The sequence below is a fragment of the Undibacterium sp. Ji42W genome (genome assembly GCF_049340405.1).
Taxonomy (GTDB): Bacteria; Pseudomonadota; Gammaproteobacteria; order Burkholderiales; family Burkholderiaceae_D; genus Undibacterium.
Window position 1 is genome coordinate 131,332 of the sequence record NZ_JBMPOV010000013.1, and the last position, 14,153, is coordinate 145,484.

Sequence of the window (14,153 nt, forward strand, 5' to 3'; positions counted from 1 at the left end):
TGCCCGGCATGATTTGCCTGTTTTCCAACATGTGGGAAAATATTTCAAAAATAACATTGCAAATACTTTAATTTTGTAAAAAATGCACTAAACTCTAACATCAAAGTCAAATCAGAGAATAAAGTGCAGGTGCATACGCGGTATTCAATTTCAGTCATCTGGAATGTTTTGATGATTGCTGCCGAGCTATCGTTCCTGAACTGCACATTGCCTCTACAACCCCGCGCTTCGTCCATATTTACTGATGTTGGGAGAGCCTTGCGATGAGACTATCGATGCCACATACAGGAACAGTAAAGGGCGTGCTGGGTATGCTGGCCCGGCATGAGCTCAGTGTCTATCAACGCAAGCCCCATGTCAGGCAGCTTGTGTATGTGGCCTTGCCAGGTGCGCTGTTGCTGGCTTTGGCCAATTATCTACAGTCTGGCGATCCCCTGCCCGGCGTCGTTGTTGCCGTTACCGCCGTGCTCATGCTGGGTGCAGCATTTTTTATGGCCAGCCATGAAAAATTGCTGGCCACGGCCGAATCCCTGCTCTTGCTGTTTGCCCTGCTGGCCAGTGTCGCTCTGGGTTTGCTGGGCGGGATTGCTGGCAGTGGCATCTTGTGGATCTATGCTTTTCCCTTCCTGGCTTTATGGCTCAAGGGTCAGCGCCAGGGTGCGCAATGGAGCCTGGTGTGGCTGCTTGCCATGGCGTTCAGCATGCTGGCTGGCAGCAGCATTTTCCCTTTTGCTTATGCCTATGATGAAAAATTCGTATTGCAGGCCAGTGCTGCGCTGTTGTTTTATTCCGCGATTGCGCTTGCCTATAATTTCAGCCGCAGCCAGGTCGAAGAAAAACTGTATGTCAGCGAACAGGGCATGCAGGCCAAGACCCGTGATTATGTCAGCAGGCTAGAGCTGGCAGCCTATCAGGACGGGGTCACCGGTCTGCCGAACCGTCTGCGTCTGCTGGATATCCTGAGCAGGGAAATCGCTAACGCCCACGAGCGTGGCCACACTCTGCTGGTGGCACATATACGCCTGAAAAAAATGTTCGAGACAGTCAATCTCATCGGGCCAGATGCCAGCGACAAACTGATACGCAATATCGCCGCCACCATGACGGCTACGGTAGGTTCACGGGGTATTTTTGCCCGCGTCAGACGTGATGAATTTGTCTGTATTTACCGCAAGCATACCGAAGACATCAACGCGACCGGGATTATCCGCGATGTGCTGGCCTTTCGCCTTGAATACAAGATCAATGACTATGCAGTCCATATCGATCACACGATAGGCGTCGCCACTTTCCCCAGTCACGCAGGTGATGCAGAAACCCTGTTACGAAAGGCGGCCCAGGCCATGTTGCAGGCGCAGTTCGCCAACCAGGGTCTGGCTTTTTACGATGAAAGAATGGAGCTTCAATTCAACCGGCAGCAACTGCTCTTTGTACAATTGCATGAAGCCCTGCAAAAAAACGCGCTCAGCCTGCATTACCAGGGCCTGATAGATTTGCAAACCGGTGCCGTCATTGGTGCCGAAGCCCTGGCCAGGTGGATAGACCCGATATCCGGGCCCATCGCCCCCGCAGAATTCATTCCCATCGCAGAAAAATCCGGCCTCATCAAAGCCTTTACTTTGTGGACCATGCGCGAAGCCTTTGGCCAGCTTGCCAGATGGCGTGCCGAAGGCCTGGACTTGTTTGTCTCGGTCAACCTGTCAGCGCGCTGCATACTCGACCATCAACTCGTTGATGATGTGCGTGGCCTGCTCAAAGAATTCACTATACCTGCCGAAGCCATCGTGCTCGAATTGAGCGAAGCCAGCTTTGCGGATACCCCTGAGACTGCATTGCAAAATATGCTGAGCCTGCACAAGCTGGGCTTTCGCCTGTCCATAGACGATTTCGGCACCGCGCATACTACCCTGTCCAGTCTGAAAAATTTGAAGATAGATGAACTCAAGATAGACCAGAGTTTCATGCGCAGCATGGCAACCGATGCCAGCAGCCGTGCCATCGTGCTATCGACGATACAACTCGCACATAACCTCAATCTCCGGGTGGTTGCCGAGGGCGTAGAAAGTGCCAGGGCGGAGCAACAACTGAAAGACATGGGTTGTGACATTGCCCAGGGCTATCATTATTGCCGGCCCATGCCTGCCGATGTCTTCAATCAATGGGCGCGTTCCTGGCAAATTAACCGCAGGGCAGTGTTGTCGGCCTGATCGCATCTTTTTGCAATCCCCTGTGAAAAGGCTTAGCATGCGGGTTCGTCTTTATTCATCCCTAGCTTCCATGCCTTATTCATTGCAAAAGAAAATCAAACAATTCAGCCTGGGTTTGCTGATCTGTCTCCTGTTCATGGCTGCGGCCATTTCTACCCTGGGTTTGCGTGACCAGATCGCGATGGCGGATGTGGTCGTCGTACCAGGCAATACGGTTAACCCTGATGGCAAGCCATCCGAGCGCTTGCGTGGGCGCCTCGATGTCGCGATGTATTTATTTGCGGCACAAAAATGCAAAGCCATCCTGGTCAGTGGCGGCATGGGCGAAGAAGGCCATGATGAAGCTGCCGTCATGAAAAAATACCTGGTTGATCATGGTGTGCCAGATGCGGCTGTGTTTACCGACAATCAGGGCATCACCACGTTTGCCACGGCAAAAAATACCGCTGCCCTGATGAGGGAGAAAAACTGGAAAACCACAATACTGGCCAGCCAGTTTTTTCACATTGCACGCTTCCAGCTGGCGATGAAAAAATACGGTGTTGAGACTGTAGGACATGTCCATTCTACGCACTACGAAGTGCGTGATGCCTATTCGCTGGTACGCGAGGTGGTGGCATATTTTGAGTATACGTTCAGTAATCCACAGACGCAGTGAACCTGCTTTTTGCGAACAAGCAGAGTACGCATAGAGTACACATCAATGATGAAATGATCACATGGTCTGTCTTGAAACAATTTTCTGTAAGCAGATAGACCAAGGCAACGACTAATTTATATCTGTCGTATTATTCACGTATAAGCATATACATTTATAGAAAGTCCCTATCGTGAACAAAACAAAATTACTCAGTATTCTTACTGCAGCCACGCTGGCCGTGGCCAGTTTCTCTGCCGCCGCACAGGCAGGCAAAGATAGCCAGCAGATGAGTTTTCAAGGGGCTGAGCTGAATGGCAAGAAACTGGCCATCAGCGATTACGCAGGCAAAACGCTGCTGGTCAGTTTTTTTACGGCGGGTTGCAATCTGTGCGCACGCGACTTGAAGCTCATGCGTGAGTTTTATGTTAGCAATATGAAACGTAATTTTGTTTTGCTGGCGATTAATATTGATGCAGACAAGAAAGATTTTGACTCTTATGTGCAACTGATCAATCTGGCTGTGCCTGCGGAACAACGCTTTCCCATCATCTGGCGCAATGCACCTGGGTATAAAGACAATTTTGGCACTATTGTCAGCCAACCTACACACTTCGTGATTAATCCCAAAGGCCAGCTGGTCTTGAAGCGCGAAGGGAGTTTCCAGCCGAATGACTGGGATAACCTGTGGGAATCGCTGGGTTCATGAAATAAGGATGAAAAGCATGGACATGAAATACGAAGTGAGCATAGTTGATACCAGCCACGCAGAAAACGTACGACAGTGTTTCACCGTTTTTAGTTACTTGCGACCCCACCTGGATGAGGAAGAGTTCATCAGCCGGGTGCAGACCCAGGTGTCTGAAGGCTATACCATTGCCTGCATTTACATAGATGGTGAGATTGTTGCTGCTGCCGGTTATCGCGTGCAGCATTATCTGGCCTGGGGCAAGATACTCTATCTTGATGATTTGATTACCCATCCGCAAAAGAAAAACGCAGGTTTGGGGTCAGCCCTGATGGAATGGGTAAAACTGCAGGCAAAGATCTTGAATTGCAGTGAATTACACCTCGATACAGGTTACCAAAGGCACGATGCGCACAGGCTGTACCTGAATAATGGCTTCGACCTGAGTTGTCACCATCTTTCCAGAAAAGTAAGCTGAGTTATCAAAATACCGACGGTGCTGCTACACGCAGCACCAATACCTTGTAGGAGCGGCTTTAGCTGCGAATATCTGATACAACTTGACATGCCGATACGGCAAAATGTGCGCGGCTAAAGCCCCTCCTACTTAGTGACCTGCGTCGACTAAGATAGTTCTCAAAATTCCAGCGGCAAACTCCAGCTAGCAGGTATCACATCATGCCTGACCACGGCGCGCTGTTGCTGGCGGCGTTGCAAGCTGTCGGGACTCCAGGTTTTTTCCCAGCCGGGTGGATAAGCCAGGCGCTCACCTTGCCAGTCTGGCAGACGCTGGCGCACGGCGATCACGGGCAGGTATAGCGGCAAGGGCTGCTCTGGAGTATCTGCCCCCAGGCTATAGGCATAATTCGGTAGCAAGGCATCACAGACTGCGGCAAACCAGGCAGTATGGTCTTCATCCTGGCCCAATGCATTCACCAGGCCAGCCGGATCAAAGCGGGCCAGGGCCTCTATCAATTCAGCCGTGCTGGCACCGGGAGCATCGCCCCAGCCCATGACGGGGTTGAAGTTGTAATCGGCCCCTGAACCATACCAGCCTTCACGCCAGGGTCTTTGCATCCAGTTGCGCGGGCCTGTGAATAACTGCCAGCGCCAGTGCAGGCCAGAGGCCTTGGGCCAGCTATACAGATACAGTTTTTGATAACCGGCAGCATGCAAGTCCCTGACCACAGCCATCAAACGTGCATGCGGCATGCGTTCTGGCGGGGTACGGCGAAACAGTATGGGTTCACCATCGGCATGCTGGACTTCATCTGTCGATAAGTTCAAGTCCAGGGTGCGTTTTTCATCACCAAAACGCGCCGCCACCCAGCCACTGAGCAGGTTCACGGCAGTCAGTACGCCATAGCCACGATGGCGGTGAAAAATAACGGTTCCGGGGGCGATCGGTTTCATATATCTCTGGTGTATCCGGGATGTATCAACAAGCTGTATGCGATGAAATGCAACAGCTTAGTGTAGCAGTTTTCACTGGCCCCCTATGCGCGTTACAATGTGTCTAATCTAAAATTTTACAAATCCTTGACCTACAGAGACTAAACCATGACTTTGCGCATCATCGCCACTGGCGGCACTTTTGACAAACATTATGACGAACTGGCAGGCAAGCTCAGCTTTGCTGACAGCCACCTGCCTGAAGTGCTAAAACGTGCACGTCTGACGATACCTGTAGAGCTGGAAGTCTGCATGCTGGTGGATTCTCTGGACATGAACGATAGCCACCGCACTACCGTCTTGCAGGCTTGCCAGCAATCGGCAGAAAAAGCGATTGTCATCATCCATGGCACCGACACCATGCGTGAAACGGCAGAAGTGCTAGGTGCGGCCAATCTGGGCAAGACCATCGTGTTCACTGGCGCGATGATCCCTTATGAAATCGCCAATTCAGATGCTTTTTTCAATCTGGGTTTTGCCTGTAGCGCAGCGCAACTCTTGCCAGCCGGTGTCCACGTCGCCATGAATGGCAAGGTCTTCCCCTGGAACGACGTACAAAAAAACCGTGAAGCTGGCGTATTCGTTAATAAGTAAAACCAGATGAGACGAATCGAGACTACTATGAAACTGCTGCTGGCGACATTCTTGCTGTGTTTTTTCACCCTGACGCAGGCAGCAGAAACGCGTTTTGATTCCGTCTATTTTTTCCAGTCGCAAGCCGAGCTGGAAAAAAAAGGCATCAATGTCGATACCTTTGGCCGTTATACCCGTGTCTTGCAAACACAGATTTACAAGGCCTTGAAAAAAGCCAAGATGCCTGAGAGCGCAGGCTATCTGGTGGTAGCGATACGCTCGGATGGTGAAGTCACCTGCTGGCTGGACATGACACCTGCCGTGCATGAATATTACGACAACCAGATTTATGAAATCGTCAAAAAAGTCCCGCCTGTGAATGTGGAAAGCGGCATCCTGGTCTTTGGTATCAAGATGGCGATAGACACTGCCGTGCATACCAAAAAACCTGTGCCCGCCCCTGCCGACTGGGCAGAGGCAAAAAAGAAACTCAATGATCCGAATAATATAGAAGAGCTGGTGTTATCCAGATGGCCGGAGTAAGAATGCCATAGTTACGGAAAGCTTCTTGACAGCGCTGCTGCTGTCAAGCCAGCTTCAAACTCGCCCCATCTTCTTTAAGCACGGCCGCCCGCAGCTCTACCACAGCCCCGTCCGCCAGCGATACCACCCGCTCAGCCGCATTAATGGTCTCAGGCCTGTGCGCCACCATGATGCGCGTCAATTGCAAATTGCCTAGTGCCTGATCGAGCTTGTGTTCATTGTTCACATCCAGGTGGCTGGTCGCTTCATCCAGCGAGAGTATTTTGGGTTGCTTGTACAAGGCACGCGCCAGCAAGACGCGCTGCTTCTGGCCGCCAGACAAGCTGCTGCCCATGTCGCCCACCAGGGTTTGATAACCCATAGGCATCTTACTGATGTCATCGTGGATAGCCGCCAGCCTGGCGCATTCTTGCGCTCTCTGTTGATCACATTGGCCGTCAAAGACAGCGAGATTGTCCATGATGGAACCAGCTAGCAAGACATCTTCCTGCATCACCTTACCGATCAATGGTCGGTGCGTTTTAATTCCGAATTGCGTCATTGGGATATCGACGACGTGTACTTCACCCTCCGTTGGTTTGAGCAAACCGAGGATGATCTTACCTATGGTGGTCTTACCGCAAGCACTAGGGCCCACGACTGCAATGCTCTGTCCTGCGGCTATTCAACTGCATGACCGAAGCGTGACGCATCAGTTGCGGTAATGTCGCACCGTTGAGGCTGATGGAGAACTGTCGGCGTAAGTCAGCAAGATCAGTGTGATAACCGAAATGACTGGCTACCATTGCAAGACAAGCCAGGCCACATTCACTGGATTCGGTTTGGAGAATAAGCGTGATGTGATTTTTTTTAAAAACAGCAAAATGAGTAATGCTTTAAAAAGCAGTACTTATTTAATATCTTTGACTTATTGTTTCTACTTTTTAGAAATCACCGACTAATTGAAAGTCGCCGCTGATAGTTTTGGCGAGTAATTCCATTTCTTGCTTGTCTTTGGGATACGGATAGTTTTCAATCCCCTTGACACCGTACCTAACCAAGGTTTTTTCGTCAGGAAAATATGCAGTCGTTTCAGATGATCCATTGACAGTAACTGACATGCCAAATTTTTCTTTTTTTTGCATCAACTCAGATAAAAATTTTGCTGCTTCACTCTCAGAAGAAAATTTGAATTTATCTCCCCGCGCAGTTACTTCATACGTTCTTGTTTTGATTTCTGGTTCAGTCAGTGCATACGATCTTTTTAATAAATCTTTATTGAAGCCAATTTCCTGGAAAAACCTTGAGTCCTTTTTCCAAAAAGACTCCATCGACATATTACCTTTTTTGGATTTACCCGACTTTGGCCCCTGAATTGGTGCTTTTCCGTAAACGCCCCCGTGAAAACCTAAAACAGATTCAGGTAGTAGTGATTTCTTGTAAGCTGCGATAAACAAATAATTTGCACATGAAGAGAGACAATATTTGTCTACAATCAAATTGATTTTTCTTTTATTAATTTCTTTCGCGATTTCAAGGGCGCCAACCACGCTACCGCCCCCAGAGCGGACAATGATAGTCTCAATACCAGTACCTAAATACTCCTCAATTTGTTTAGCGTCTTCGTCAACAATCTCACCTGTCATGCGCAAAACCTTATTTCCTGGGTCAACCTGATATGTTGCTGACCAAGCCAGGCAAGGGAACACAATACATGTCACAAGTACGAATATTTTTCCAAATTTGATGTGGTTCATATTACTTTTACCGCCAATGAAAACACCCGTTCAATCTAAATGGGGGAAAACCTTAATCCCTCATCTAACCAAAAAACATTTACGCATCAACTTGACTTAGTTTTTTATCGTAAATGTACAAAGTCACTTTCCAGTAAACCTCCTGTCCTGGATCTTGGCCGGTAGTGAGAGTGCAAGTTGCCGAGCCTTTTGGAACAGACTTTGATGCTGTCGTTACTAGATAAAAGATCGTTACTAGAGCCGGGGATCAGGCTGGCAAGTACTTGACCAGCAGCAATGGCCTGTCCGTTCTGGTTAGTCAAGGCAGTGACGGTATCGTCTTGCGGTGCAGTAATCTGACGCGACTGCCGGTTTGCGTTTTCTGCTACTTCTTGTTTCAAGCTGGCTTTGGCCCTGTCAATTTGGGTAAGGTCCGTTGCCAAAATATTTGCCACGGTATTGAGCTCATCTTGAAGGGCAATTTTATTGGCCTTTAGCGGAGTCTTATTACGTTTCAAAGTGCTGAAGTGGGTGCTGATGTCGATCAAATCTTCCTGCTTTTGCTGCGTCTGAACGGCAGAGACGTAGCCGTTGCTTTGCAAGGCTTCAAACTTGCTGACGCTTTGCTGCGCCAATTGCTGTCGGCGCAACGATAAGGTGAGTTCTTGTTCGAACTGGCTGTATTCCTGTTTCAGGTTTGCGAGTCTTTGACTCAAGGCATGTTTCTTTTCTAGATGCTGAGATTGGCGCAGTCTTTGTTCTGCTGCCAAGCTATTCGCGCGAGAAGCAAGTTGCTGTGCGACAAGTGCTGTAATTTCGCCTTGGCTGTTTTGTCTTTCTGTACTAATTGTGAACAATACTCCACCAGTTCTTACCCGCTCCCCTTCTTGTGCATGCGTGGCGAGCAAGATGCCAGCATTGGGCGCTGCGACACTCAATTGCCCCGAAACAGGAACGGTAATGCCGGTCACGCGAGCTTTTTTGGTAATGCTGCCAAAAGTAATGTAAGCAAGCGATGTTGCGGCAATGAGAACGGATACGATGGCGACAAAACTTGCAGAAATGGGCTGAGCCAAGCGTATGGCTCCCATCCATTGGCATCCCAATGCTACGGTAACTTCGGGACGGAACAAGGGGCCGAAGTTATTCAAGAACGCTCACAGTCCAATTAGTTTGATTTTTTCCGTATGGCATCGTTATTATCGACAGCAATGTCCAATTGTTATGTATTTTACATATTGTTATTAAATAATAAATTAAAAAGGAGGTTTTTTGTTAAAAAATGTGAAAATTATTTTTAAGTAACTCGCGGTGCAAGTAAATGCTTATTGCTAAAACCACGCACGAGCGTAGGGACAGGAGCGAGTGATATGGCAATACCAACTGTTATTCGACGTTGACTAATTCGTTACCAGATTCCAATGCGGGATGGACCCGCCAGCCTATTAACCAAGGTCTGCAACTGCAGTTCAAACAGACGCACTTACGGCATAGCTGCACCTGGCGTGCATGCTCGGGCTGTGAAGAAAAATGTCTGGATCAATACTTCCTGTCGTGGCTGGATGAAGCATGCGCTGAGCGTGTGCTCAGACTAGAGGGGATTGAGCAATAGCTTCAACGCAGAAACCAGTGAGGCAGATTCTTCATCAGTGCCTATGGAAATGCGCAAGAATTCACTGATGCGTGGTAGCTTGAAATGGCGCACGATGATGCCGGATTGGCGTAAACCCAAGGCAATCTCTTCTGCCGCAAAACGAGAGTGACGGGCGAAAATGAAATTCGTCGCTGATGGCAAGACTTCAAAATCCAGCTCGCGCATCGCTGTCGCCAGTCTTTCTCGTGTCGCCATGACTGCCTGGCAAGTCTGCAAAAAATAATCCTGGTCTTCAAATGCCGCAATCGCGCCAGCCACTGCCAGCCTGTCCAGTGGATACGCATTGAAACTGTTTTTGACACGGTTCAGGCCCGTAATCAGGTCTGCATGACCAGCAGCGAAACCTACCCGCAAACCAGCCAGCGAGCGCGATTTTGACAGGGTGTGCACGACCAGCAAATTGGGGTAACGGTCTATCAGCGCAATCGCTGTCTCGCCACCAAAATCCACATAAGCTTCGTCAATGACGATTACCGTATCGCGATTGTGTTTCAGCAGGAATTCGATTTTTTCCAGCGGCACTACGCAGCCAGTTGGTGCATTGGGATTTGCAAAAATAATCCCGCCATTTTCTTGCAGATAATCTTCTACATTGAGTTGGAATTGGGTATCCAGTGGCACACTGCGGTGAGCGATTTCATACAGGCCACAATACACAGGATAAAAGCTATAACTGATGTCGGGAAAGAGCAAGGGCTGCTCATGTTTGAGCAAAGCTTGGAACACATGGGCCAGTACCTCATCGGAACTGTTACCAACAAAAACCTGGTCTGCCTGCAAGCCATGATAATTGGCGATGACGCGACGCAAATGATCCGAACCGGGATCAGGATAGAGACGCAAATCAGCATTGGTGGCTTGCTGTATCGCCGCCAGCACACGGGGTGAAGGTGGGTAAGGGTTTTCGTTGGTATTGAGTTTGATGAGCCTGGCTATCTTGGGTTGCTCACCGGGGGTATAAGGGCTCAGCTTGTGGACAACTTCACTCCAGTATTTACTCATGATCTGATCATTCTTTTTAGCTAAAAAGTTTTTAGAGATTGTTGAAAAAATAAATAATCAGACACTGTCTAAGTCAATGTGCAGGGGCGCCGTGCGCACCGCCCTCATAGCCAAAAAATGGTGCGCATGGCGCACCCTACAAGGTGTCTGGCACCGTCATCTTGCAACAGATTCTTAAGACGCAGCATCCAGATTGACTTTAACTCTTTGCAAGAGTTGCAGCAACTCTTGTTGCTCATGGCTGGCCAACTCTTTCAATGCCAGGGTATTCAGACGTTTGGCTTGCTGGCGCAATGTTGTCAATACGCTTTGTCCATCCGGAGTCAATGTCAGCCTGACATTGCGTTTGTCTGCTTCATCGGCAACGGCATCAAGCAAGCCCTGGTCACGCAAGCCTTTGATCAGCCTCGCCAGTTGCGCCTTATCACGGCCACTGTGCTTGGCCAGGTCACTCTGGGTAGCGCCGGGATAATGGCCAAAATAGCTCAATACCTTGCCTTCCATATGGGTAATGTCATGCAGGCCGTCGCGCAGAGCCTGGTATTGCATGGAACGGTATTGATGCATGACCGTATGGATAAGGTCCAGCACCCCATCCTCATTATTTTTTTGAGAATGGTTGACATTGTCATTTGTTTTGCGCATTATAGTAGATATTGTCAACTAATTTGATGGGTGAATAAATGAGTATAGCCTCTGAAACCAGCCGCGTACAACGCATACGCCATGAAATCAAACGCCGTAATCTGCAAGTTGTCCGTGTTGAAAGCCCGACCCCACACTTTCGCCGCATTACTCTGAGTGGTGCTGACCTGCCGGGTTTTATCAGTGCCTCCTTTGATGATCACCTTAAACTGATACTGGGCGCCGACAGCGATAATGTCGTCATGCGCGATTACACGCCCAGGCATTACGATGCTGCCAGAGGCGAACTGGTGCTTGAATTTTCCATACACGGTGATGGCCCTGCTGCCGCCTGGGCCAGCCAGGCAGATGCAGGCCATCCGGTCACGGTTGCCGGGCCGCGTGGCTCTTTGGTCATCCCGATTGATTATGAATGGCATTTGCTGGCCGGTGACGAAACTGCCCTGCCAGCGATATCCCGACGCCTGGAAGAATTGCCTGCCGGGGTGCGCGCCATCGTCATCCTGCAAGTGCCACCAGTCGAGCGCCGCGAATTAAGCAGTGCAGCTGATATCAGCATAGTCTGGGTAGATAGCGCACAAGAGTTTTTGGAGACCTTGCGCACCCTGCCTTTGCCAGCGGGCGATGGCTACGCCTGGTGTGCTGGTGAAGCCGCAACCATGGCAGCAACACGCCGCATACTGGCTGAGGAAAAAGGCCATGCTGGGGCAGCCATGCGGGTGGCGGCTTACTGGAAGCGTGGCTTGATAGCGCATCACGAAAATCTGGAAAGTTAAGTTAAGGATGAAATCCAGCTACAGCCGGATTTCATTTGAACTCTTCCACCAAAAAATCAATAAACGCCCTGACCTTGGCAGGTTGCTGGCGGCGGCTCAGGTAATACACATACAAGTCAGCCGCTGGCAAAGTATAGGCAGGCAAGACGATTTGCAGCCTGCCGCTTTCCAGGTATTTATTCAAATCCCATTCCGAGCGCACCAGGATGCCGTGGCCATCCAGTGCCCAGTTCAGCACCACGTCGCCATCATTGCTCGACACTGCGCCGCGTACCTTGACCAGCTCCACCTTGCGGCCTTTTTCCAGTCGCCAGGTGCCATATACATCATCATTCTGGCGGTGCAGGATGCAACGGTGGTGATGCAATTCAGCCGGTGTTTGTGGATGCCCGGCCTGTTTCAGATAGCCGGGTGAGGCGCATAAAAAGCGCCGGTTGCTCATGAGCCTGCGGGCACCCAGGCGTGAATCCGGCAATTCACCAAAGCGTATCGCCAGGTCATAGGCTTCTTCTACCAGGCCTATGGGGCGGTCAGTCAGTTGCAATTGCACTTCCACCTCTGCATGCAAATGGGCAAAGCGTGACACCAGCGGCGCGATGTGGGTGCGGCCAAAGCCCGGCGTGGCGTTGACCCTCAGCAAACCCTTGGGTATGCCGCGGCTGCTGGATACCGATTCTTCCATATCGCGGATGCTGCCCAGTATCTGTGTCGCCTGCGCCAGATAAGACTCGCCCTCGCTGGTCAGGCTGAGGCGGCGCGTGGTGCGGTTAACCAGGCGCACGCCCAGGCGCTGTTCCATCAGCATCAGGCGCTTGGTCACCGCAGGTGGGGTGATACCCAGTTCGCGTGCTGTCGCCGACAAACTGCCCAGCTTGGCCAGCAGCACGAAAAAAGTCAGTTCAGGGGCGATATCGATATTCACTTAAAGTAAATAATGGTTTAAATATGAGTGAATTATATCTCTGAAAATGAAGAGTAAGCTTTGGACCATACAGTTTCCCTTTTACACCTGTCAGGACAAAGCCAAATGAAAATCGTAGAAATCCGCGAACAAACCGTGCCCATCAGCTCACCCATACGCAATGCCTATATCGACTTCAGCAAGATGACGCTGAGTCTGGTGGCTGTCGTCACTGACGTCGTAAGAGATGGTAAGCGCGTCATCGGTTACGGTTTCAATTCCAATGGCCGCTATGGGCAAGGCAAGCTCATGCGCGAACGCTTCATTCCCCGTGTGCTGGAAGCTGAGCCTGAAAGCCTGATCAATGATGCTGGCGACAACCTCGACCCGCACAAGATCTGGAACTGCATGTTCACCAATGAAAAACCCGGCGGTCACGGTGAACGTTCGGTCGCCATCGGCACCATCGACATGGCAGTCTGGGACGCTGTCGCCAAGATAGAGGGCAAGCCGCTATTCCAGTTGCTGGCAGAACGCTATGGCAATGGCACGCCAGACCGTAATATTTTTGTCTATGCAGCGGGTGGTTACTACTACCCCGGCCAGAACCACGACAAACTCAAGGATGAAATGCGCAGCTATATTGACCGCGGCTATACCGTGGTCAAGAAAAAGATAGGTGGTGCCTCGCTCGATGAAGACTTGCGCCGCATCGATTCCGTCTTGAGCGTGCTGGGTGACGGGCAAAAGCTGGCGGTCGATGCCAATGGCCGTTTCGACCTCGACACCGCCATCAAATACGCCAAGGCACTCTCGCAATATGACTTGTTCTGGTATGAAGAACCGGGTGACCCGCTAGACTTTGAATTGCAGGCAACCTTACGCAATTATTATCCCAATCCCATGGCGACCGGTGAAGACCTTTTCTCGATGCAGGATGCCCGTAATCTCATAAGGTATGGTGGCATGCGTGCTGACCGCGACTGGCTGCAATTCGATTGCGCCCTCAGCTATGGCCTGGTCGAATATCTGCGCACGCTGGACATGTTGCGTGAACATGGCTGGTCAGCCAAACGCTGCATCCCGCATGGCGGCCATCAGATGTCGCTGAATATCGCCGCTGGCCTGGGCTTGGGTGGTAATGAATCTTATCCTGACCTGTTCCAGCCCTACGGTGGCTTCCCGGATGGTGTCAAGGTTGTCAACGGCCACATCCTGCTACCAGAATTGCCGGGCATAGGTTTTGAGGGCAAGGCGGATTTGTATGCTGAGATGCGAAAAATCGCCGAGTGATCTGATGAAATCAAGCAGACAGGCGGTGCATCGGTGATGCATGCCTGTCTGGCATCAGGTATGAGAC

The 14,153-nt window shown here is 50.4% G+C and carries 16 protein-coding genes; 8 read left to right on the forward strand and 8 right to left on the reverse strand.

Features of this window, described 5'->3' with window-relative positions; genetic code table 11:
- Positions 1-275 precede the first annotated feature (275 nt).
- From ACO0LG_RS24875 to ACO0LG_RS24890, 4 genes are all read left to right on the forward strand, one after another.
- Positions 276-2,207 (forward strand): putative bifunctional diguanylate cyclase/phosphodiesterase, encoded by a 1,932-nt coding sequence (locus ACO0LG_RS24875; protein ID WP_423030501.1) that lies wholly within the window; start codon positions 276-278, stop codon positions 2,205-2,207.
- A gap of 70 nt (positions 2,208-2,277) precedes the next feature.
- On the forward strand, positions 2,278-2,865 hold the full coding sequence (locus ACO0LG_RS24880) for a YdcF family protein (protein ID WP_423030503.1): 588 nt from the start codon (positions 2,278-2,280) through the stop codon (positions 2,863-2,865).
- 172 nt (positions 2,866-3,037) lie between these two features.
- Positions 3,038-3,553, forward strand: a complete 516-nt coding sequence (locus ACO0LG_RS24885; RefSeq protein ID WP_423030505.1) for a TlpA family protein disulfide reductase — start codon at positions 3,038-3,040, stop codon at positions 3,551-3,553.
- Between the two features lie 16 nt (positions 3,554-3,569).
- Entirely contained in the window at positions 3,570-4,010 is a 441-nt protein-coding gene (locus ACO0LG_RS24890) for a GNAT family N-acetyltransferase (protein ID WP_423030507.1), read from the forward strand.
- 158 nt (positions 4,011-4,168) lie between these two features.
- On the opposite strand, the gene ACO0LG_RS24895 is transcribed toward ACO0LG_RS24890, so the two are convergent.
- Complete coding sequence (locus ACO0LG_RS24895) at positions 4,169-4,945, reverse strand: L-asparaginase (RefSeq protein ID WP_423030509.1); 777 nt, start codon at positions 4,943-4,945, stop codon at positions 4,169-4,171.
- 147 nt (positions 4,946-5,092) lie between these two features.
- On the opposite strand from ACO0LG_RS24895, the gene ACO0LG_RS24900 reads away from it, so the two are divergent.
- Together ACO0LG_RS24900 and ACO0LG_RS24905 are read left to right on the forward strand one after the other, a co-directional pair.
- A complete protein-coding gene (locus ACO0LG_RS24900) occupies positions 5,093-5,578 on the forward strand; it encodes an asparaginase domain-containing protein (RefSeq protein WP_423030511.1) in 486 nt (161 codons plus the stop codon).
- 27 nt (positions 5,579-5,605) lie between these two features.
- The gene (locus ACO0LG_RS24905; protein ID WP_423030513.1) at positions 5,606-6,100 is read left to right on the forward strand and encodes a hypothetical protein; all 495 of its coding nucleotides are present in this window, start codon (positions 5,606-5,608) and stop codon (positions 6,098-6,100) included.
- A 43-nt stretch (positions 6,101-6,143) separates the two neighbouring features.
- Here ACO0LG_RS24905 and ACO0LG_RS24910 read toward each other — a convergent pair whose 3' ends face one another.
- From ACO0LG_RS24910 to ACO0LG_RS24935, 6 genes are all read right to left on the reverse strand, one after another.
- On the reverse strand, positions 6,144-6,764 hold the full coding sequence (locus ACO0LG_RS24910) for an ATP-binding cassette domain-containing protein (protein ID WP_423030572.1): 621 nt from the start codon (positions 6,762-6,764) through the stop codon (positions 6,144-6,146).
- Positions 6,727-6,885, reverse strand: coding sequence for a cysteine peptidase family C39 domain-containing protein (locus tag ACO0LG_RS24915; RefSeq protein WP_423030515.1), 159 nt, complete (start codon positions 6,883-6,885; stop codon positions 6,727-6,729). The genes ACO0LG_RS24910 and ACO0LG_RS24915 overlap by 38 nt, the downstream gene beginning before the upstream one ends.
- A 138-nt stretch (positions 6,886-7,023) precedes the next feature.
- Entirely contained in the window at positions 7,024-7,836 is an 813-nt protein-coding gene (locus ACO0LG_RS24920; protein WP_423030517.1) for a hypothetical protein, read from the reverse strand.
- A 104-nt stretch (positions 7,837-7,940) separates the two neighbouring features.
- Entirely contained in the window at positions 7,941-8,966 is a 1,026-nt protein-coding gene (locus tag ACO0LG_RS24925) for a hypothetical protein (protein WP_423030519.1), read from the reverse strand.
- A 440-nt stretch (positions 8,967-9,406) separates the two neighbouring features.
- Positions 9,407-10,471 carry a histidinol-phosphate transaminase gene (hisC, locus tag ACO0LG_RS24930; protein WP_423030521.1) on the reverse strand — a complete coding sequence of 355 codons (1,065 nt, stop codon included), beginning with the start codon at positions 10,469-10,471 and terminating at the stop codon, positions 9,407-9,409.
- Between the two features lie 174 nt (positions 10,472-10,645).
- Positions 10,646-11,116: a MarR family winged helix-turn-helix transcriptional regulator gene (locus ACO0LG_RS24935; RefSeq protein WP_423030523.1), complete on the reverse strand. Its 471-nt coding sequence runs from the start codon at positions 11,114-11,116 to the stop codon at positions 10,646-10,648.
- A gap of 38 nt (positions 11,117-11,154) precedes the next feature.
- On the opposite strand from ACO0LG_RS24935, the gene ACO0LG_RS24940 reads away from it, so the two are divergent.
- Positions 11,155-11,892 carry a siderophore-interacting protein gene (locus ACO0LG_RS24940; protein WP_423030525.1) on the forward strand — a complete coding sequence of 246 codons (738 nt, stop codon included), beginning with the start codon at positions 11,155-11,157 and terminating at the stop codon, positions 11,890-11,892.
- A 31-nt stretch (positions 11,893-11,923) separates the two neighbouring features.
- On the opposite strand, the gene ACO0LG_RS24945 is transcribed toward ACO0LG_RS24940, so the two are convergent.
- Positions 11,924-12,814, reverse strand: coding sequence for a LysR family transcriptional regulator (locus tag ACO0LG_RS24945; RefSeq protein ID WP_423030527.1), 891 nt, complete (start codon positions 12,812-12,814; stop codon positions 11,924-11,926).
- 105 nt (positions 12,815-12,919) lie between these two features.
- On the opposite strand from ACO0LG_RS24945, the gene ACO0LG_RS24950 reads away from it, so the two are divergent.
- Positions 12,920-14,086 (forward strand): mandelate racemase/muconate lactonizing enzyme family protein, encoded by a 1,167-nt coding sequence (locus ACO0LG_RS24950; RefSeq protein WP_423030529.1) that lies wholly within the window; start codon positions 12,920-12,922, stop codon positions 14,084-14,086.
- The last annotated feature ends 67 nt before the right edge of the window (positions 14,087-14,153 follow it).

Bases quoted from the DNA above. Each gene is read 5' to 3' on its own strand.
- ACO0LG_RS24905 (WP_423030513.1), top strand. From the start codon at position 5,606: ATGAAACTGCTGCTGGCGACATTCTTGCTGTGTTTTTTCACCCTGACG.
- hisC (WP_423030521.1), bottom strand. From the start codon at position 10,471: ATGAGTAAATACTGGAGTGAAGTTGTCCACAAGCTGAGCCCTTATACC.
- ACO0LG_RS24890 (WP_423030507.1), top strand. From the start codon at position 3,570: ATGGACATGAAATACGAAGTGAGCATAGTTGATACCAGCCACGCAGAA.
- ACO0LG_RS24875 (WP_423030501.1), top strand. From the start codon at position 276: ATGCCACATACAGGAACAGTAAAGGGCGTGCTGGGTATGCTGGCCCGG.
- ACO0LG_RS24920 (WP_423030517.1), bottom strand. From the start codon at position 7,836: ATGAACCACATCAAATTTGGAAAAATATTCGTACTTGTGACATGTATT.
- ACO0LG_RS24895 (WP_423030509.1), bottom strand. From the start codon at position 4,945: ATGAAACCGATCGCCCCCGGAACCGTTATTTTTCACCGCCATCGTGGC.
- ACO0LG_RS24940 (WP_423030525.1), top strand. From the start codon at position 11,155: ATGAGTATAGCCTCTGAAACCAGCCGCGTACAACGCATACGCCATGAA.
- ACO0LG_RS24880 (WP_423030503.1), top strand. From the start codon at position 2,278: ATGCCTTATTCATTGCAAAAGAAAATCAAACAATTCAGCCTGGGTTTG.
- ACO0LG_RS24950 (WP_423030529.1), top strand. From the start codon at position 12,920: ATGAAAATCGTAGAAATCCGCGAACAAACCGTGCCCATCAGCTCACCC.
- ACO0LG_RS24900 (WP_423030511.1), top strand. From the start codon at position 5,093: ATGACTTTGCGCATCATCGCCACTGGCGGCACTTTTGACAAACATTAT.
- ACO0LG_RS24915 (WP_423030515.1), bottom strand. From the start codon at position 6,885: ATGGTAGCCAGTCATTTCGGTTATCACACTGATCTTGCTGACTTACGC.
- ACO0LG_RS24935 (WP_423030523.1), bottom strand. From the start codon at position 11,116: ATGCGCAAAACAAATGACAATGTCAACCATTCTCAAAAAAATAATGAG.